Origin of the sequence: Paraburkholderia acidisoli (assembly GCF_009789675.1) — a bacterium.
Classification (GTDB): Bacteria; Pseudomonadota; Gammaproteobacteria; order Burkholderiales; family Burkholderiaceae; genus Paraburkholderia; species Paraburkholderia acidisoli.
The window spans coordinates 2,999,036-3,017,114 of record NZ_CP046913.1; the positions used below are offsets into that span (position 1 = coordinate 2,999,036).

The 18,079-nt window shown below is 67.1% G+C and carries 14 protein-coding genes; 3 read left to right on the forward strand and 11 right to left on the reverse strand.

Features of this window, described 5'->3' with window-relative positions; all coding sequences use genetic code 11:
• The first annotated feature begins 310 nt into the window (after window positions 1–310).
• Window positions 311–1,048 (forward strand): DUF969 domain-containing protein, encoded by a 738-nt coding sequence (locus FAZ98_RS13315; RefSeq protein WP_158951630.1) that lies wholly within the window; start codon window positions 311–313, stop codon window positions 1,046–1,048.
• On the forward strand, window positions 1,045–2,001 hold the full coding sequence (locus FAZ98_RS13320; RefSeq protein ID WP_158951631.1) for a DUF979 domain-containing protein: 957 nt from the start codon (window positions 1,045–1,047) through the stop codon (window positions 1,999–2,001). The genes FAZ98_RS13315 and FAZ98_RS13320 overlap by 4 nt, the downstream gene beginning before the upstream one ends.
• 76 nt (window positions 2,002–2,077) lie before the next feature.
• On the opposite strand, the gene FAZ98_RS13325 is transcribed toward FAZ98_RS13320, so the two are convergent.
• Window positions 2,078–2,884 carry a glycosyltransferase family 2 protein gene (locus tag FAZ98_RS13325; protein ID WP_158951632.1) on the reverse strand — a complete coding sequence of 269 codons (807 nt, stop codon included), beginning with the start codon at window positions 2,882–2,884 and terminating at the stop codon, window positions 2,078–2,080.
• A 271-nt stretch (window positions 2,885–3,155) separates the two neighbouring features.
• On the opposite strand from FAZ98_RS13325, the gene FAZ98_RS13330 reads away from it, so the two are divergent.
• Window positions 3,156–5,198, forward strand: a complete 2,043-nt coding sequence (locus tag FAZ98_RS13330) for a tetratricopeptide repeat protein (protein WP_233272618.1) — start codon at window positions 3,156–3,158, stop codon at window positions 5,196–5,198.
• On the opposite strand, the gene FAZ98_RS13335 is transcribed toward FAZ98_RS13330, so the two are convergent.
• From FAZ98_RS13335 to ahcY, 10 genes are all read right to left on the reverse strand, one after another.
• Complete coding sequence (locus tag FAZ98_RS13335; protein ID WP_158951983.1) at window positions 5,179–6,204, reverse strand: TraB/GumN family protein; 1,026 nt, start codon at window positions 6,202–6,204, stop codon at window positions 5,179–5,181. The genes FAZ98_RS13330 and FAZ98_RS13335 overlap by 20 nt on opposite strands.
• A gap of 355 nt (window positions 6,205–6,559) precedes the next feature.
• Window positions 6,560–7,594, reverse strand: coding sequence for a peptide ABC transporter ATP-binding protein (locus FAZ98_RS13340; protein ID WP_158951634.1), 1,035 nt, complete (start codon window positions 7,592–7,594; stop codon window positions 6,560–6,562).
• On the reverse strand, window positions 7,591–8,607 hold the full coding sequence (locus FAZ98_RS13345) for an ABC transporter ATP-binding protein (RefSeq protein ID WP_158951635.1): 1,017 nt from the start codon (window positions 8,605–8,607) through the stop codon (window positions 7,591–7,593). Before FAZ98_RS13345 ends, FAZ98_RS13340 begins: the two co-directional genes overlap by 4 nt.
• An 85-nt stretch (window positions 8,608–8,692) precedes the next feature.
• Window positions 8,693–9,610: an ABC transporter permease subunit gene (locus FAZ98_RS13350; RefSeq protein WP_158951636.1), complete on the reverse strand. Its 918-nt coding sequence runs from the start codon at window positions 9,608–9,610 to the stop codon at window positions 8,693–8,695.
• A 54-nt stretch (window positions 9,611–9,664) separates the two neighbouring features.
• A complete protein-coding gene (locus FAZ98_RS13355) occupies window positions 9,665–10,678 on the reverse strand; it encodes an ABC transporter permease subunit (protein WP_158951637.1) in 1,014 nt (337 codons plus the stop codon).
• A 128-nt stretch (window positions 10,679–10,806) separates the two neighbouring features.
• Window positions 10,807–12,441, reverse strand: coding sequence for an ABC transporter substrate-binding protein (locus FAZ98_RS13360; protein WP_158951638.1), 1,635 nt, complete (start codon window positions 12,439–12,441; stop codon window positions 10,807–10,809).
• A 279-nt stretch (window positions 12,442–12,720) separates the two neighbouring features.
• Window positions 12,721–14,964, reverse strand: a complete 2,244-nt coding sequence (locus FAZ98_RS13365) for an O-linked N-acetylglucosamine transferase, SPINDLY family protein (protein ID WP_158951639.1) — start codon at window positions 14,962–14,964, stop codon at window positions 12,721–12,723.
• Between the two features lie 287 nt (window positions 14,965–15,251).
• The gene (metF, locus tag FAZ98_RS13370; RefSeq protein ID WP_158951640.1) at window positions 15,252–16,082 is read right to left on the reverse strand and encodes a methylenetetrahydrofolate reductase [NAD(P)H]; all 831 of its coding nucleotides are present in this window, start codon (window positions 16,080–16,082) and stop codon (window positions 15,252–15,254) included.
• Between the two features lie 23 nt (window positions 16,083–16,105).
• Complete coding sequence (locus FAZ98_RS13375) at window positions 16,106–16,459, reverse strand: phage holin family protein (RefSeq protein ID WP_158951641.1); 354 nt, start codon at window positions 16,457–16,459, stop codon at window positions 16,106–16,108.
• A gap of 192 nt (window positions 16,460–16,651) precedes the next feature.
• Window positions 16,652–18,070 (reverse strand): adenosylhomocysteinase, encoded by a 1,419-nt coding sequence (ahcY, locus tag FAZ98_RS13380; protein WP_158951642.1) that lies wholly within the window; start codon window positions 18,068–18,070, stop codon window positions 16,652–16,654.
• Window positions 18,071–18,079 lie beyond the last annotated feature (9 nt).

Below are 18,079 nucleotides of genomic sequence, written 5' to 3' on the forward strand. Positions count from 1 at the left end.
AAGACCTCGCGGAATCGGGCAGTACAGAAAGCACGCGCCTCTCGCCGCGCCTGACCCGCCGCACCCGCATCACCCGCATCACCCGCATCACCCGCATCACCCGCATCACCCGCATCACCAGCATCGATTAAAAAAAGCTCGCCAACCAGCAGCCGTAGTCGCATCAAACCAGGTTCTCAGCAGGCAGTACCACGAACGGCCGTCAGAGCCGGGCAGTCAATGCAGTCCGCCGCGCGCAGCGCAGACTTCGCGCGGGACCGTTTCGCCGCACGCGCGGCATTTACGACAAGCCAGAGTGTTTGGAGATCCCATGCAGAGCACCGTCAACTTATGGCCGCTGATCGGCGTTGCCGTCATCGTCGCCGGGTTTTTACTACGCTTCAATCCGATGCTGATCGTCGCCGCGGCGGCGGTCGCCACGGGGCTCGCGGCCGGTTTTTCGCCCGCGAAGATCCTCGCGGCGATCGGCACCGGCTTCATCAAGACCCGCAACATTCCGCTCATCATCCTGCTGCCGCTCGCGGTGATCGGGCTGCTGGAACGCCACGGTTTGCGCGAGCGCGCGCAGATCTGGATCGGCAACATCAAGGCCGCCACGGCCGGGCGTCTTCTGATCGTCTATCTGCTCGTGCGCGAACTCACGGCGGCCGTGGGCCTCACGGGGCTCGGCGGTCATCCGCAGATGGTGCGTCCGCTGATCGCGCCGATGGCCGAAGGCGCCACCGAAAACCGCTTCGGCAAGCTCGCCGATTCGGTGCGCTACAAGCTGCGCGCGTACGCGGCGGCCACCGACAACGTCGGGCTCTTCTTCGGCGAGGACATCTTCGTGGCGTTCGGCGCGATCGTGCTGATGGTCACGCTGCTCAAGGAAGCGGGCGTGTCCGTCGAGCCGATCCACGTGGCGCTCTGGGGCATTCCCACGGCCATTTGCGCGTTTCTGATTCACGGCGCGCGGCTGTGGTGGCTGGACCGGAAGCTGGAAAAGGAACTGGGCGGCGCGCGCGGCGCGGTGACGCAAGCCGCTCCGGGACAAGGAGACGAAGCATGACGCTCACGCTCAACTGGCTGTTCTGGCTGCTCGGCATCGTGCTGCTGATCGTGGGCGGCATGATCGTGACGGACCGCGAGCATCCGCGCCGCTTCACGGCGGGCGGCTTCTGGCTGCTCTACGCGCTCATCTTTCTGGTTGGCGACAGATTGCCCGTCGAAGTGGTCGGCGCGCTCGTGCTCGCCATGGCGCTCATCGCGGGTTTCGGCGGCGTGACGGCCGCCAGGCCGAAAGTGCTCGCGCTCGAAGCGCGCCTCGCGAGCGCGAAGCGTCTCGGCAACAAGCTGTTCGTGCCCGCGCTGACGATTCCCGTGGTCACGGTCGTGCTCACGCTCGCGGCGAGCCATCTCGTGTTCGGCGGCACGCCGCTCATCGACCCGAAGAACGTCACGCTGATCGGCTTCGGCGTGGGCTGCGTGATCGCGCTCGGCATTGCGTGCGTCATCACGCGCGACAGCGTCGGCCAGTCGATGAAGGAAACGCGCCGGCTCGTGGACGCCCTCTCGTGGGCGGCCGTGCTGCCGCAGATGCTCGGCATGCTCGGCCTCGTGTTCTCCGACGCCGGTGTGGGCAAGGCGGTCGCGCACGTGACCACGTCCTATATCGACATGGATATGCGCTTCGTGGCCGTGGTCGTGTACTGCGTGGGCATGGCGCTGTTCACCGTCATCATGGGCAACGGCTTCGCGGCGTTTCCGGTGATGACGGGCGGCGTGGGCGTGCCGGTGCTGGTCGGAATTTTCCACGTGAACCCGGCGATGATGGCCGCGATCGGCATGTTCTCGGGCTATTGCGGCACGCTCATGACGCCCATGGCCGCCAACTTCAACATGGTGCCCGCCGCGCTGCTCGAGTTGCCGGACAAGAACGCCGTGATTCGCGTGCAGGTGCCCACGGCGCTTGGCATTCTGGTCGCCAATATCGTGCTGCTGAACGCGTTCGGGTTTTCGTAAGCGCGCCGCGGTATCGGGAATATCGGGCTGCCGATGCGGGGCACCGCGAGCGGCTTTTATCGAGAGAATCCGTGGCTCACGGCGCGCGAGCCGAGCGCATCGCCGCTGCGGCGAGCGCTTCGCAAAAATGCGGGAAATGCCGTTCGACCAGCACGTCGGGCAACAGAAACTGCGGATAGCTCTTCGACGTATTGTGCGCATGCAATACGTGCAGACACAGGCCGATGTCGTCGGCGAGCAGTGTCATGCGCGCGCCGTGCGAGCGCGCCGCCGCCGCGAACAGGCCGTCTTCGTTGAACGAGCGCGGCTCGAACGGCTGCGCGGCCCACAGGCGCTTCGTGTAGAGATAGCTAAAGCCGTAGCCGAGATGGTTGTCGGCGAACGCGGGGTTGTCGTGCGGGAAGTTGAGCAGCGTCATGGGCCGCCCGCTCCAGCAAAAATGCAGGCCGCTCTTGCGCATCAAGTCCCAATAGCCGAACTGGCCGTACACGCGGCTGTACACGAAGAACGCGCCCAGCTTGGCGAACTCCGCTTCGTGGCGGTGCATCTGGCCGAGCATCGTGCTCAGGTAACGCGGCGCGTAGACCTCGTCGTCGTCGAAATGCGCGATCACGTCGCCGCGCGCGAGCTCGACGGCCAGGTTGCGTTTTTCGCCGACGGTCATGCGCTGCGGCACATGGCGATAAATCACGCGCAGGTCGGTCAGCTCGCGCATGAAGGCGCTGGGCGCGGCGCTGTCGTCGATCACGATCCATTCGAGCGCGACCTCGCGCTGCGCGGCGACCGAGCGATACGCAAACGGCAGCAGCGCCTCGCGATTCCACGTAGGGGTGATGACGCTCACGACGGGCGCGCTCGCAGTGGCGAACGGTTGGGACAGCATGATGAATCCTTCGACAGCGGAAAATCCGCATCTTAGGGAGGTGGCCGGGGAAGCGGTATCGAATTCGGACGAAAGCGGTGGCCAAAGATACGTCTGAATTGCAGGATACCGACGATGGCGGCGATCCCTGGATCGAGCGCAAAGAAGCGACGCCTTTCGGAGTGCGCTGATCGCGTGTCGCGCCAAGGGAAATCTACGGTGAGCGATTTCCCTTTACGCGTTGCGCCGTCGGCCAGAAGTCCGGGTTGGCCGGCGCCGCCATGAGATGCCCATGCCCACGACCTCGTCCGCGCGATTCGCCGCCGCCCTCGACGCGCACGCCGCCGGCCGGCTCGACGAAGCGCAAGCGCGCTACGGCGACCTTCTCGCCCTCGACCCCACGCATGCCGAAGCCCTGCACTACAGCGGCGTCGCGCGGCACCAGCTCGGCGACCATGCCGGCGCGCTCGCGCTGATCGACCGCGCGCTCGCGCTCGCGCCCGCCAATGCGACCTGCTGGAGTCATCGCGGGCTGGCCGCGGGCGCGCTGGGCCGCCGCGACGAAGCCGTCCGCGCGCTGCGCGAAGCGCTGCGCCTGAACCCCGAATTCGCCGACGCGCACAACAATCTCGGGCTCGCATTGCGCGAGGCGGGCGAAGCGGAGGCGGCGCTCGTGCATTTTCGCGCGGCGCTGGCGCTCGACGCGCGCGCCGCGAACGCGCAAACCAATCTCGCCAGCACGCTCGCGCGGCTCGGCCGCCACGACGAGGCGCTCGCGGCGTATCGCGTGGCGCTCGCGCTCACCCCCGACGACCCCGCGCTGCACTTCAACCTCGGCAACGCATGGGCGGCGCGCGGCGACCACGAAGCGGCCATCGCGAGCTTTCGCCACGCGACCCGGTTGCGCCCCGACTACGCGCGCGCGTGGATCAACCTCGGCACGGCGCTCGGCAATATCGGCGCGTTTCACGAAACCGAAGCGTGCTATCGCGAGGCGGTCAGGCACGAGCCCAGCGCGACGAATCTCGTATGCCTGGGCGCGGCGCTCGGCGCGCTCGGGCGCAACGACGAGGAGGAGCCGTTCTACCGCCGCGCGCTCGAACTCGATCCCGCCAACGCCGACGCCCGGCAAAACCTCGTCTGGCTCCAGCTCAAGCGCGGCGAGTATCGCGAAGGCTGGGCCGAGTACGCGAAGCGCTGGCGCGCGCTGGACTACGCGCCGTTCGATATCGAAGGCATCGTCGAATGGCGCGGCGAGCCGCTCGAGGGCAAGCGCGTGCTGCTCGTGCACGAGCAGGGCTTCGGCGACCAGATCCAGTTCGTGCGCTACGCGAGCGTGTTGAACGCGCTCGGCGCGACCGTGGACGCCTGCATGCCGCCGCCCATGCTGCGCCTCGCGCAGAGCGTGCCCGGCGTGCGCCGCGCCTGGGCGGGCGCGCCGGAAGGCGCCTACGACTATTGGGTCTACGTGATGAGCGTGCCGTCCTGCGTGGGGACCGAACTGCACACTATTCCCGCCGAGGTGCCCTACCTGTTCGCGCCGCGCGCCGAGATCGACGCCTGGCGGCCGCGCGTGCAGGCCGCGATGCGCGCGACGCTCGGCGGCGCTGTTGCCGAGTCTCCTGTCAACGCTTCGTCCGGTGCTTCGTCCGGCGCAAAACCGCGCAAGCCGGCGGGACATCGCAACGTGGGCCTGTGCTGGGCTGGCAATGCGGGCTTCTACAACGACCGCAACCGCTCGGTCGCGCTCGACGCGCTGCGGCCCGTCCTCGACACCGCCAACGTGAGCTGGTTCTCGCTGCAAAAGGGCGAGGCGGCGCGCGCGCAACTCGAGGCGCTCGCGCAGGCGTCGGACGTCGTCATCCACGACTTCACCGCCGAACTGCACGATTTCGCCGACACGGCCGCGCTCATCATGCAACTCGATCTCGTGATCGCCGTGGATACGGCCGTCGCGCACCTGGCGGGCGCGCTCGGCAAGCCGGTGTGGATCCTCGTGCCCGCCAACGCCGAATGGCGCTGGCTCGAAGCGCGCACGGATTCGCCGTGGTATCCCACGGCGCGGCTGTTCCGTCAGCGTGAAGTGGGCGATTGGCGCGAGGCGATCGCCGCCCTGCGCGACGCGCTCGCGCAAGCGCCAAAGCGCCCGCGCGCGGCCAGGACGGAAGACGCGGGGCAGACCGGTGCGCCACGCGAGGCCGCGCCCCGCGCGAAGCGGTCGAAACGCACGCCGGCGTCGCCGCCCGAAAGCGCGCGGCCGGGAGCCGCCGGAGACGAGCGGGACGCCGGCCAGGACGCCTCGGGGCAAGCCGTCCTCAATCTGGATCGACCGTGAAGCCTCGCTGCCGCAGCAGTTGCAGCACGCCCTTGGGGCCGCCCAGGTGCAGCGAGCCCACCGCCACGAACAGCGGCTTGTTCGGCGCCACGTACTGCTGCATGCGCTGCACGAAGCGCCGGTTGCGCTCGTAGACGATGCGGTTGTCGACCGAAGCCGCCACGCGCCGGTCGTGCGCGAGCTTTTCGGTGCGCGCGCTCTCCCACGCGGCAATCGCGTCGGCGTCGCCCACGCGCCAGAGGCGCAAGAGTGTTTGCATGTCGGCCACGTTCTGCGCGGGCGTTTGCGCGAGATCCTGCGCGAGCATCTCGCGCTGCTGCGCGAGCGTGAGATAGGTGAACGCGCGCATCTGCTCGGAGAGCGTCTCGAGCCCAACGATACGGCGCCCCTTCCAGCGCAGAAACACGTTCTGCAATTGCGCCTCGGTGCCGTATTCGGTTTGCAGGCCGGCGCTCAGCGAATCGTAGGTTTCGACCAGCAGCGAGGCGAGCCACGGCCGCATCTTGCGGATTTCGGCGAGCGCGTCGGGGTTGCCGCGCAGGCGCGCTTCGAGCTTCTGCCAGAGCGGTTCCGGCAGCAAACCGGGCAGGCACGGCCGCCGGCATACGCCGTATTTCGAGACGTCGTCCTGCGAGACGAGCAGGTCGTCGGGTGACAGTTCGAGCGCCATGATCGGCGAGGCCGCGAGCGCCGCGAGTATCGGCTTGCGAAACGGCTGGCCCGGCGGGTAATCGGCGGGGTCGCCCACGTGCAGCGTGCCCAGCAGATAAATGGTGACGTTGCCGCGCGTGGCGACATAGAACGGCATGCGCGCGGGCTGCCGGCGCACGGGACCGCCCGCCGTGGTGCCCGAGGCGTAGCTCGGCACCGCGGGCGCGGGGTGAAAGCCGGGAATGGCGTTGGTGGAGGGCGCCGCCGACCGTGGCGTCAGGCGCGACATGGGCGGCAGCGGCGGCTGCATGCCGGGCGTGCGCGCCGCCGCGCCCGCCGCGCGTGCGGCAGGCATGAAGCCGCGCGCGCGCAGCAACGCGGCGAACGAGATGTCGAGCGACCGGCCGAACCCCGCGAGCGAACGCGCCGGGCCGGCCGGTCTGCCGGCCGAAGCCGCGCCGGCCTGCGCCCACGCGAGGCGCAGCGGCCGTTCGAGCGCGGGCCCGAACGCGACCGCCAGCATGAACGCCGCGCTCAGGGCCGAACGCAGCGCCGAACGCAGCGTGACGAACCCGCGCACCGTGCGAATCCGCTCGGCCAGCGCGCCCACGAGCAGGCGCGCGCCCGCTGCGAACCCCGACGAATACGACAACGCGGCGCGACGGCCGCCCCCTGGCGGGCGGCGCGTATTGCCGCGCGCCGCCGTTGCTTCAGGCCGGCATGGGCCGCCCATCCTCTTCCCCCACCTCCTCTGCACGATGGCAGGATACCTGACGGCCATCGACTTCGCGAAGTTGCGGTACCTCGCTGCGGCACCGTTCGATCGCATAAGGGCAGCGCTGATGGAACGTGCAGCCCGACGGCGGGTTGAGCGGCGAAGGCAGTTCGCCCTGCAATTTGATCTTCTCGCGGCGGTCCGCCTCGAAGATCGCGGGCGTGGCCGAGAGCAGCGAACGCGTGTACGGATGCCGCGGCCGCGCGATCACCGTCTCCTTGTCGCCGAGTTCCGCCACGCCGCCGAGATACATCACCATCACGTCGTCGGCGATATGCTCGACCACCGCCAGATTGTGCGAAATGAACACGTAGCTGGTGCGGAACTGCTCCTGCAAGTCCATGAACAGATTGAGAATCTGCGCCTGGATCGAGACGTCGAGCGCGGAAACGGGCTCGTCGGCCACCACGATCTGCGGATCGAGAATCATCGCGCGCGCGATCGCCACACGCTGACGCTGCCCGCCCGAGAACATATGCGGATAACGCTTGGCGTGCTCGGGCCGCAAGCCGACGATGCGCATCATGTGCGCGATGCGGTCCGCGCGCTCGCTGGCGGTGAGGCGCGTGTTGATGGCGAGCGGCTCGCCGAGCGTCTGCTCGACGGTCTTGCGCGGATTGAGCGAGGCGAACGGGTTCTGGAACACCATCTGCACGCGGCGGCGCAGCGCGGCGATCTTCGCGCCGTTGGCCTGCGCCACGTCTTCGCCGTCGATGGTGAGCGTGCCCGAGGTGGGCGGCTCGATCATCGTGAGCTGGCGCGCGAGCGTGGACTTGCCGCACCCCGACTCGCCGACCACGGCGAGCGTGCGCCCGCGCCGCAGCGAGAACGAAACGCCGTTGAGCGCCTTCACGGTGCCCGTGCCGAACATGCCGCGTTTGACCGTGTAGTGCTTCTTCAGGTCCTCGGCGACGAGCACCTTGTCGTCGTCGTGCGCGTCGCGCGGTGAGGATGACAGGACTGCGTTCATCGCGCGCCTCCTTGATTAACGTTCGCCGCGTGCGCCGCGACCATCAGCGGCTTGATGCAGCGCACGAGCGCCACGCCGCCGCTGGGATCCGCCGCGTCCGGGACCGGATCGAGCGACGGACGCGCCTTCGTGCAGTCGTCCACGGCGTATTTGCAGCGCGGCGCGAACAGGCAGCCCGTGGGCCGGTCGTCGCGGCCCGGCACCATGCCCGGCAACGCCGCGAGCCGCGCCGCGCCCTGGTTGTGCTCGGGAATGGCCGCCAGCAGCGCTTCCGTGTACGGGTGGTGCGGGCGCGAGAAGATGTCCGGCACGCGGTTGGTCTCGATGATCTCGCCCGCGTACATCACGGCCACGCGCTGCGCGACTTCCGAGACCACGGCCAGATCGTGCGAAATCAGCACGAGCGCCATGCCGCGCTCCTTCTGCAGCGCCACGAGCAGTTCCATGATCTGCGCCTGGATCGTCACGTCGAGCGCCGTGGTCGGTTCGTCGGCGATCAGCAGCTTCGGGTTGCAGGCCACGGCCATCGCGATCATCACGCGCTGGTTCATGCCGCCCGACATCTGGTGCGGAAAATTGTCGATGCGGTTCTTCGCGTCGGGAATGCCCACCTGGTCGAGCAGTTCGAGCGCGCGCGCGTGCAGCGCCGCGCCGCGCAGGCCTTCGTGCAGCTTCAGCACTTCCTTGATCTGATAGCCGACCGTGTAGCTCGGGTTCAGGCTCGTGAGCGCGTCCTGGAACACCATGGCGATGTCCTTGCCCACGATGCGGCGGCGCTCCTTGCCCGTGGCGTTGAGCAGATCGCGGCCGTCGAACGTGATCGAGTCGGCGCTGACTTTGCCCGGCGCGTCGATCAGGCCCATGAGCGCCATCATCGTGACGCTCTTGCCCGAGCCCGATTCACCGACGATACCGAGCACCTCGCCCGGCGCCACGGAGAGATTCACGCGGTCCACGGCGGGCAGGCCGTTGAAGTTCACGGCCAGATTGCGGATGGTAAGAAGATCAGTCATGTCAGTCTTCGCCGGGCCGTCCCAAGAGGACTGACGGCCCCCTTGGGGGGCACCGACCGGAGGGAGTGTGGGGGTCGTTTTCATCTCAGGCCATCCGTTTCAGCTTGGGATCGAGGGCGTCGCGCAGCCCGTCGCCGAGCAGGTTGATCGCGAGCACCGAGATCAGGATCGAGAGGCCCGGCATCGTGACGATCCACCAGGCGCTGTCGATGTAATCGCGCGCCGAGGCGAGCATCGCGCCCCACTCCGCCGCCGGCGGTTGCACGCCAAGACCCAGGAAGCCGAGCGCGGCCGCGTCCAGGATCGCCGAGCTGAAACCGAGCGTGGCCTGCACGATCAGCGGCGCCGTGCAGTTGGGCAGCACCTGCGAGAACATCAGGCGCAGCGTGCCCGCGCCCGCCACGCGCGAGGCGGTCACGTATTCCTTGTGCAGCTCGCCCAGCGCCGAGCCGCGCGTGAGACGCACGTAGCCGGGCAGCGCGACAATCGCGATCGCGAGCATCGTGTTGGTGAGCCCCGGGCCGATGATCGCGACCACGGCCACGGCGAGCAGCAGCGAAGGCAGGGCGAGCAGCACGTCCATGAGGCGCATGATCGGCGTATCGGCCCATTTCTCGAAGAACGCGGCCACGAGGCCCAGCACGATGCCGGGAATCAGCGCGAGCACGACCGAGACGCAGCCGATCCACAGCGAGAGCCGCGCGCCGTACATGAGACGCGAGAGGATGTCGCGGCCGGCTTCGTCGGTGCCGAGCACGAACTTCCAGTTGCCGCCGTCGAGCCACGCGGGCGGAATCTTCACGAAGTCGCGGTATTGCTCGATCGGGCTGTGCGGCGCGATCAGCGGCGCGAAGATCGCCACGAAGATCAGCAGCAGCACGATCACGCCCGCGCCCACGGCGCCCTTGTTGCGCGAGAAGTTCGCCCAGAATTCGCGCAGCACCAGCGTGCGGCCCGAAGGCGGCGTGACCGCGCGAGGCGCGGTGTTCTGAATGTCAGCCATCACGCCTCCTTGTTTGTTTGATTGTGTTGTGGGGTTTGCATCGTCATGGCGCGGTTACCTCGTATGTCGAATGCGCGGGTTGAGCACGCCGTACAACAAGTCGACGACGAGATTCACCACGATCACGAGCGTCGCGATCATGAGAATGCCGCCCTGGACCACGGGATAGTCGCGGCGGGCAATGGCGTCGATGAGCCATTTGCCGATGCCGGGCCACGAAAAGAGCGTCTCGGTGAGCACGGCGCCCGCCAGCAAGGTGCCGACCTGCAGGCCGATCACGGTCACGACGGGAATCAGCGCGTTGCGCAGCGCATGCACGACGATCACGCGCACGGGCGACAAACCCTTCGCGCGCGCCGTGCGGATGTAGTCCTCGCGCAGCACTTCGAGCATGGAAGAACGCGTCATGCGCGCGATCACGGCGAGCGGAATCGTGCCGAGCACGATCGACGGCAAGATCAGATGCGAGAGCACCGAGCGGAACGAGCCTTCGTCGGTGCCGGGCAGGAGCGAGTCGATCAGCATGAAGCCGGTCACGTGCGGAATGTCGAATTCCACGGCAATGCGGCCCGAAACCGGCGTCCAGCCGAGCTTCGACGAGAACACCATGATGAGGATGAGCCCCCACCAGAAGATCGGCATGGAATAGCCGGTGAGCGCGGTGCCCATCACGCCGTGATCGACCACGGTGCCGCGCCGCAGCGCCGCGAACACGCCCGCGGGCAACCCGATCACGAGCGCGAAAATGAGCGCGCAAATCGACAGTTCGACGGTGGCCGGAAAGCGCGCGAGGAACTCGCCCATCACACTCGTGTTCGTGATGATGGAGGTGCCGAGGTTGCCCTGCAGCGCGTGGCTCACATAGTGGAAATATTGCAGCGGCAGCGGCTCGTCGAGCCCGAGGCGGTGCATGGCCTCGGCGTGCATCTGCGGGTCGACGCCGCGCTCGCCCATCATCACTTCGATGGGGTCGCCCGGAATCAGGTGAATGAGTGCGAACGCCAGGATGGTGATGCCGATGAAGGTGGGTATCACCATGCCGACGCGGCGCAATACGAAGCGGAACATGTGGTGTTCCCCCGAAAGCATGAATTGAAACGCAACCGGCGACAGGGGCTTGTGACCCCGGTCGCCGGACCTAATTCCGACCAGTTTTCTATGTAGGTGAGAACGGTGGGAAGCCTACTCCATTTCCTTTACTGCATGCCCACGCCGTCGAAGCGCGCGTAACCGAGCGGCTCGATACGCATGTCGATCACCTTCTTGCTGACCGGCTGATAGACGGTGGAGTGCGCGATGGGCGAAGCGGGCATTTGCTCCGCGAAGATTTGCTGCGCCTGCGTGTAGAACTTCGTGCGCTGCGCCTGATCCGACGTCTGACGGCCCTTTTGCACGAGGTCGTCGAACGGCTTGTAGCACCACATGCCGAAGTTGTTGCCGCCCACGGCCTCGCAGCCGAACAGCGTGCCGAGCCAGTTGTCCGGGTCGCCGTTGTCGCCGGTCCAGCCGATCAGCATCGTGTCGTCCTCGCCCGCGTGCGCGCGCTTGATGTACTCGCCCCACTCGTACGTGACGATCTTCGCCTTCACGCCGATCTTGGCCCAGTCGGCCTGGATCATCTCGGCCATCAGGCGGGCGTTCGGGTTATAGGCGCGCTGCACGGGCATGGCCCACAGCGTGATTTCCATGCCGTTCGGGAAGCCGGCCTTCGCGAGCAGCGCCTTGGCCTTGGCCGTGTCGTACGGCTGCGCCTTCAGCGACTTGTCGTAGGACCATTGCGTAGGCGGCATCGGGTTGGTCGCGAGCTGGCCCGCGCCCTGGTACACCGAGTCGATGATCGCCTTCTTGTTGATCGCCATGTCGAGCGCCTGACGCACCTGGAGGTTGTCGAGCGGCTTGTGCTTCACGTTGTACGACAGATAACCCAGGTTGAAGCCCGGCTGCGACGGCATCGCGATGTTGGCCTCGGCCTTCAGCGGGGCGATGTCGGCGGGACGCGGATAGCTCATCACCTGGCATTCGTCGCGCTTGAGCTTCTGCACGCGCACGCTCGCGTCCGGCGTGATCGAGAAGATCAGCTTCGAGAGCTTCACCGCGCCCGGCTTCCAGTAGTCGGGATTGCCGTCGAAGCGGATGGTCGCGTCCTTCGTGTAGCTCTTGAAGATGAACGGGCCCGTGCCGACCGGATACTGGTTGATGTCGGCGGCCTTGTTCGCCTTCAGCAGTTGATCGGCGTATTCGGCCGAGAGGATCGACGCGAATTCCATCGCCATGTTCTGGATGAACGGCGCGTTCGGCTCGTTGAGCGTGAACTTCACGGTGTACGGATCGACCTTCTCGACCTTCGCGATGAGCTTGTCGAGGCCCATGTCGGTGAAGTACGGGAACGAGACCGGGTACGCCTTGCGGAACGGCTGGTTCGGGTCGAGCATGCGCTGGAACGTGAACACGACGTCGTCGGCGTTGAATTCGCGCGTGGGCTTGAAGAAGGAGGTCGTCTGGAACTTCACACCATGACGCAGATGGAACGTGTAGGTCTTGCCATCGGGGGAAACGTCCCACGATTGCGCGAGGCCCGGTTCGACCTTGGTGCCGCCGCGTTCGAACTCGACGAGGCGGTTGTACACGGTGAACGTGTTCGCGGTGAAGTCGACGCCGGTGGTGTATTGCGCGGGGTCGAAGCCGGCGGGGCTGCCTTCGGAACAGTAGACGAGCGTCTTGTTCGGGATGCTGCCCGCGGCGTGCGCGAGAGAGGCTTGTGCAATCGATGCCGCTGCGAGCGCCACGAGCGATGCCGTTCGTGCTGCGCGCAACAGTTTGTTTTCTTTCATGTTTCCTCCAGTTCAGTGCCGGCCGGAGCCGGCGTAGCGCGATCTTACCGAGCGTGGGGCCCTGTCACAAGCCAGCCAAAAAGCCGCTTTGCCTGTGGAAAACGCCGGGTTGACAGCTGTCATTCTTTCGCATGTTGCAGTGCAATGTGCGCCGATTGATGCGGCTTTTGCGCGGAACACGACCATAACGCGCCGATTTATTTCTTGCCGCCGGGGTGAACGCCTCGACATGCGACACGCGCGCCACCCGCTGTCGCGCTCACCATTTCCTCGACACGTTTAGACGGATCGCTCGGATTCGCACCAGTCGCGCCACATGTGCCGGTAGGCCGCTTCGATGCCGCGCGAAAAGCGTGCCGCGTCCATCAGCGGGGAGGCGGCCATGCGTGCGCGCAGGCCCGCGCGCAGTGTCGCGAGGCGCGGCAGGTCGTGGGCAAGCGCGACGACGATGGCCGCGTAGGCAGCGTTGTCGTGCGCCACGAGTTCGGACAAACCGAGATTCTCGAGCAGCGAGAGGCCCGCGCGGCTCGCCGCGGAAGCGCCCACGCGCGTGGGCACGGGCACGCCCATCCAGAATGCATCGAGGCTTGTGGTGTGGCCGTTGTACGGGAACGTGTCGAGTGCGATGTCGACCTGCGACCACGTGCGCAGATAGTCGGCGCGCGCTTGAAACCCGACGAAGCGCACGCGCGCCGCGCTCATGCCGTGCGCCGCGAGCCGTTCGGCGAGGCGCGCGCGGGCTTGGCCCGGCGGCGCCATCAGCACGAGACGCGCCTCGGGCAGCGCCGCGAACACGCCGGACCAGAGCGCGAGCGTGGCGTCGGTGAGCTTGCAGGGGTTGTTGAGGCAGCCGAAGGTAAGGTGGCTCGCGGCGAGCGCGGGCAGCGCGCCGACCTCGTCGGGCGCGTCGAGCGGCGCGTAGCACCAGAACGTGTCGGGCAGGCGCAGCGAGCGCTCGGTGTACTGCGCGTCGATGCCGGGCGCGCCGGGCGGATCGAGCCACGGGTCGGTGAGCCGCCAGCCGATCGCGCGGCTGCCCGTCGTGCCCGGATACGCGAGCCACGCGACCTGCACGGGCGCGGGCCGCAGCGCGAACACGTCGCGCCGCGCGCCGGCCATGTACAAGGTGAGATCGACCAGCACGTCGATGCCGTCGTCGCGAATCTGCTGCGCGAGCTGCGCGTCGGTCAGCGCGTGCGCATCGCGCCAGTGATCGACGCGCGCCGCGAGCTGCGCCGTGATCGCGTCCGGCTGCGCGAGCGTCGCGTAGCAGACGATCTCGAACGCCGCGCGGTCGTGATGCGCGAAAAGCGGCAGCGTGAACAGCGACTGGCAGTGATTGCGGAAGTCGGGCGACACATAACCGACGCGCAGCCGCCGTGCCGGGTCGGGCACGTTCGCGTACGCCACCGCCTGCGCGAGCAACGGCGCCTCGTGCCGCGCGGTGTACGCCTCGGCCTCCGCGCGGATCGCAGCGGCGTCTTCGGTGGCGAAGGCCAGCATGTAGACGAGATTGCTGCGCGCGCCGCGATTGTTCGGGTCGCATGCCAGCGCGCCGCGATACGCCGCGAGCGCCGCCTCGACGTCGCCGGCCGCCTTGAGCGCGTTGCCGAGATTGCCATGCGCGTCGGCGAAATTGGGCCGCAGTTCGATGGCGCGCAGCGCGGCCACGCGCGCTTCGTCGATCTGGCCCAGGTCGTAGAACACGTTGCCGAGATTGTTCCAGGCCGAGGCGTTGGCGGGCGCGAGTTCGAGCGCGTGCATGAGCAGCGCGCGCGCGGCTTCGTAGCCGCCGAGCAGGCGCTGCACACTGCCGAGATTGATGAGGACGTCCGGCGCTTCGGGAGCCAACGCACGCGCCGCTTCGAGCAGCGCGCGCGCCTCCTCGAGCCGGTTCAGCGCGATCAGCGCGTTGCCGAGATTCACGTGCGCGCTCACGTGCGCGGGATCGAGTTCGAGTGCGCGCCGCAGCGGCCCGGCCGCGCGCGCGGGTTGGCCGCCGCCCAGCAGCAGGCTGCCGAAGTTGTAATGCGCGATGGCGTTGCCGGGTTGCGCCGCGATCAGCCGTTCGAACAGCGCCATGGCCGTGGCGACGTCGCCGCGCGCCGCGTGCAGGTTCGCGAAATTGTTGAGCGCGTCGGGGTGGAGCGGGTCGAGTTCGAGCGCGCGTTGCAGCGCCGTGTGCGCCTGCGCGGCCTGGGCGGTCTCGGCCGCGTCGCACGTGAGCGCGAAGCTCACGAGCACGCCCGGCGTCTCCCGCACCGCCAGCGCGCGCATGAAAAACGCGCGCGCCGCTGCGCGATCGCGCCCGAGCTGGAGCACGCCCGCGAGATGCAGGGCGTCGTGATGGTGGGGATCGGCGTCGAGCGCGCGCTGGCAGCCGGCGCTGGCCGCCTCGTGCGCACCGGCGCGCCAGGCGGCCAGCGCCGTTTCGTAAGCCGTCGTGCCGGCCGAAGCCGCGCTCGCCGCGGGGTTGGCGGAAGCGGAGGCGGCTGAAGCAGACGGAGCGTGGGGAACGGTCATGACACGGGCAACGGCCGCTGAGGCGCGGGCAGAAAAAGGCAAACGTTGATTCTCGTCACATCTCAAATGAAGACGGACGAAATCGCGCTGTGCGGCTGATCTGCATCAGCCTGGCACATCGGCGCGTTTCGCGCACGGCGCGCGGAACCGGTGTGCCGCGTGGAAACATGCCGATAAAAAAACCGCGCGGCCCGCCAAAGCGGTGCCGCGCGGTTGGTGGCGGTTCGTGGCGCTTCGCGACCGTGAGCCCGTGCCGTGCGAACGGCGTGCTCGCGGAGATCCGTCGATCAGGCGGAAAGCCGCTCGCAGATCGTTTTCGAGGCGGCCGCCGTGTTGAGCGTGTAGAAGTGCAGGCCCGGCACGCCCGCGTCAACAAGGCGGCGGCACAGGTCCGTCACCACGTCGAGGCCGAACGCGCGAATCGAGTCGCGGTCGTCGCCGAAGCTCTCCAGACGTTTCGCGATCCAGCGCGGCACTTCCGCGCCGCACATCTCCGAGAAACGCATGAGCTGCGAGTAGTTCGTGATCGGCATGATGCCCGGCACGATGGGAATGTCCACGCCCAGCTTGCGCGCTTCGTCGACGAAACGGAAATACGCGTCGGCGTTGAAGAAGTACTGCGTGATCGCCGAATTCGCGCCCGCTTTCACCTTTTGCGCGAACGCCTCGAGGTCGTGACGCGGCGAGCGCGCCTGCGGGTGGTACTCGGGATACGCGGCCACTTCAATGTGAAACGCGTCGCCGGTTTCCTGGCGGATGAAGGCGACGAGTTCCGAGGCGTAACGCAGCTCGCCCACTTCGCCCATGCCCGAAGGCAGGTCGCCGCGCAGCGCGACGATGTGGCGGATGCCGTGCGAGCGGTACTGGCCGAGAATCTCGCGCAGGCTCTCTTTCGAGGAGCCGATGCACGAGAGATGCGGCGCCGCGTCCACGCCCGCCTTCTGGATGTCGACGACGGTGTCGAGCGTGCCCTGTTGCGTGGAGCCGCCCGCGCCGAACGTCACCGAAACGAACTTGGGATCGAGCGTCGCGAGCTGCTCGCGCGTGGCGCGCAGCTTCTCGACGCCGTCCGGCGTTTTCGGCGGGAAAAATTCGAAGGAAAGTTCGATCGGTTTCATGATGATGAGACGGCGTGCTGGCGTCAGCCGAGGCTGCGGTTACCGAAGATCAGCGCGGAAAGCAGCCACGACACGATGGAATACAGGATCGAGCCGAAGAACGCCGACCAGAATCCCGACACCTCGAAGCCCTTGAGCAGCGAAGCCGCGAGCCAGAAGCACAGCGCATTCACCACGAGGATGAAGATGCCGAGCGTGAGGATCGTCACGGGCAGCGTGAGCACGATCAGCACGGGGCGCAGCACGGCGTTGATGAGGCCGAGCACGACCGCGACGATGAGCGCGGTGCCGAAGCTGCGAATGTGGATCGACGGAACGAGCCAGGTGATGATCAGGAGCGCGAGCGCGTTGATCAACCAGGTGAGCAGCACGGTCATGGTGATTCCTTTTGCGTTGTTATGCGGGCCGCCCCGCGCGCGACATGGCGTGGGCGTTTCCGCAGCATCGGGCTGATCGCTTAACGGCGGCTTAAAACGGCGCGCCGCCTTGTTTCGCAATGTTTCGGTCGTAACCGCGAGCTGCAACCAGCGGCCGGAGCCGGCACGAACGCGCCGGCTCCGCGGCGGCCTTTAGTAGCGGTAGTGGTTCGGCTTGAACGGGCCGTTCTTGTCCACGCCGATGTAGCCGGCCTGGTCGTCGGACAGCACGGTCAGGTTCGCGCCGATACGCGCGAGGTGCAGGCGCGCGACCTTTTCGTCCAGATGCTTCGGCAGCACGTACACCTTGTTCTCGTACTTGCCGCCTTCGCAGAACAGTTCGATCTGCGCGAGCGTCTGGTTCGTGAACGAGTTCGACATCACGAACGACGGATGGCCCGTGGCGCAGCCGAGGTTCACGAGGCGGCCTTCGGCCAGCAGGATCACGCGCTTGCCGTCCGGGAAGATGATGTGGTCGACTTGCGGCTTGATGTTTTCCCACGTGTACTGGCGCGTGGAAGCCACGTCGATTTCCGAGTCGAAGTGACCGATGTTGCAGACGATCGCGTTGTGGCGCATCGCCTTCAGGTGATCGTGGTTCAGCACGTGGTAGTTGCCGGTGGCCGTCACGAAAATGTCGGCCTTGTCGGCGGCGTATTCCATCGTCACGACGCGGTAGCCTTCCATCGCGGCTTGCAGCGCGCAGATCGGGTCGATTTCCGTGACCCACACCGTTGCGCCCAGACCGCGCAGCGACTGCGCGCAGCCCTTGCCCACGTCGCCGTAACCGGCCACGACCGCGATCTTGCCCGCGATCATCACGTCGGTGGCGCGCTTGATGCCGTCCACGAGCGATTCGCGGCAGCCGTACAGGTTGTCGAATTTCGACTTCGTGACCGAGTCGTTCACGTTGATGGCCGGGAACGGCAGGCGCCCTTCCTTTTCCATCTGATACAGACGATGCACGCCCGTGGTGGTTTCTTCGGTCACGCCCTTGATGTGCGAGAGGCGCGTCGAATACCACGTCGGGTCGATGTCGAGATGCTTTTCGATCGACTTGTAGAGCGCGACTTCTTCCTCGTTGGTGGGCTTGCTGATGACCGAGCGGTCCTTTTCGGCCTTCGAGCCGAGGATCAGCAGCAGCGTGGCGTCGCCGCCGTCATCCAGAATCATGTTGGCGAACTCGCCGTTCGGCCATTCGAAGATGCGGTGCGAGAACTCCCAGTATTCGTCGAGCGACTCGCCCTTGAATGCGAACACCGGCACGCCGCCCGCAGCGATGGCGGCGGCAGCGTGATCCTGCGTCGAGAAGATGTTGCACGAGGCCCAGCGCACGTCCGCGCCGAGCGCGGTGAGCGTTTCGATCAGCACGCCCGTCTGGATGGTCATGTGCAGCGAACCGGCAATGCGCGCGCCCTTCAGCGGCTGCTTCGCCTTGTATTCTTCGCGCGTTTGCACGAGGCCCGGCATTTCGGTTTCGGCGATATTGAGTTCCTTGCGGCCCCAGGCGGCAAGCGACATATCGGCGACGATGAAATCTTTGGCTTGATCTTGCGGAACTGCGGCGTTCATCACGCCCTC

Excerpts from the sequence above, each read along its gene's own strand:
- FAZ98_RS13330 (WP_233272618.1), top strand. The coding sequence starts at position 3,156 with ATGCCCACGACCTCGTCCGCGCGATTCGCCGCCGCCCTCGACGCGCAC.
- FAZ98_RS13335 (WP_158951983.1), bottom strand. The coding sequence starts at position 6,204 with ATGCCTGCCGCACGCGCGGCGGGCGCGGCGGCGCGCACGCCCGGCATG.
- FAZ98_RS13315 (WP_158951630.1), top strand. The coding sequence starts at position 311 with ATGCAGAGCACCGTCAACTTATGGCCGCTGATCGGCGTTGCCGTCATC.
- ahcY (WP_158951642.1), bottom strand. The coding sequence starts at position 18,070 with ATGAACGCCGCAGTTCCGCAAGATCAAGCCAAAGATTTCATCGTCGCC.
- FAZ98_RS13320 (WP_158951631.1), top strand. The coding sequence starts at position 1,045 with ATGACGCTCACGCTCAACTGGCTGTTCTGGCTGCTCGGCATCGTGCTG.
- FAZ98_RS13350 (WP_158951636.1), bottom strand. The coding sequence starts at position 9,610 with ATGGCTGACATTCAGAACACCGCGCCTCGCGCGGTCACGCCGCCTTCG.
- FAZ98_RS13355 (WP_158951637.1), bottom strand. The coding sequence starts at position 10,678 with ATGTTCCGCTTCGTATTGCGCCGCGTCGGCATGGTGATACCCACCTTC.
- FAZ98_RS13360 (WP_158951638.1), bottom strand. The coding sequence starts at position 12,441 with ATGAAAGAAAACAAACTGTTGCGCGCAGCACGAACGGCATCGCTCGTG.
- FAZ98_RS13325 (WP_158951632.1), bottom strand. The coding sequence starts at position 2,884 with ATGCTGTCCCAACCGTTCGCCACTGCGAGCGCGCCCGTCGTGAGCGTC.
- FAZ98_RS13375 (WP_158951641.1), bottom strand. The coding sequence starts at position 16,459 with ATGACCGTGCTGCTCACCTGGTTGATCAACGCGCTCGCGCTCCTGATC.
- FAZ98_RS13345 (WP_158951635.1), bottom strand. The coding sequence starts at position 8,607 with ATGACTGATCTTCTTACCATCCGCAATCTGGCCGTGAACTTCAACGGC.
- metF (WP_158951640.1), bottom strand. The coding sequence starts at position 16,082 with ATGAAACCGATCGAACTTTCCTTCGAATTTTTCCCGCCGAAAACGCCG.
- FAZ98_RS13365 (WP_158951639.1), bottom strand. The coding sequence starts at position 14,964 with ATGACCGTTCCCCACGCTCCGTCTGCTTCAGCCGCCTCCGCTTCCGCC.
- FAZ98_RS13340 (WP_158951634.1), bottom strand. The coding sequence starts at position 7,594 with ATGAACGCAGTCCTGTCATCCTCACCGCGCGACGCGCACGACGACGAC.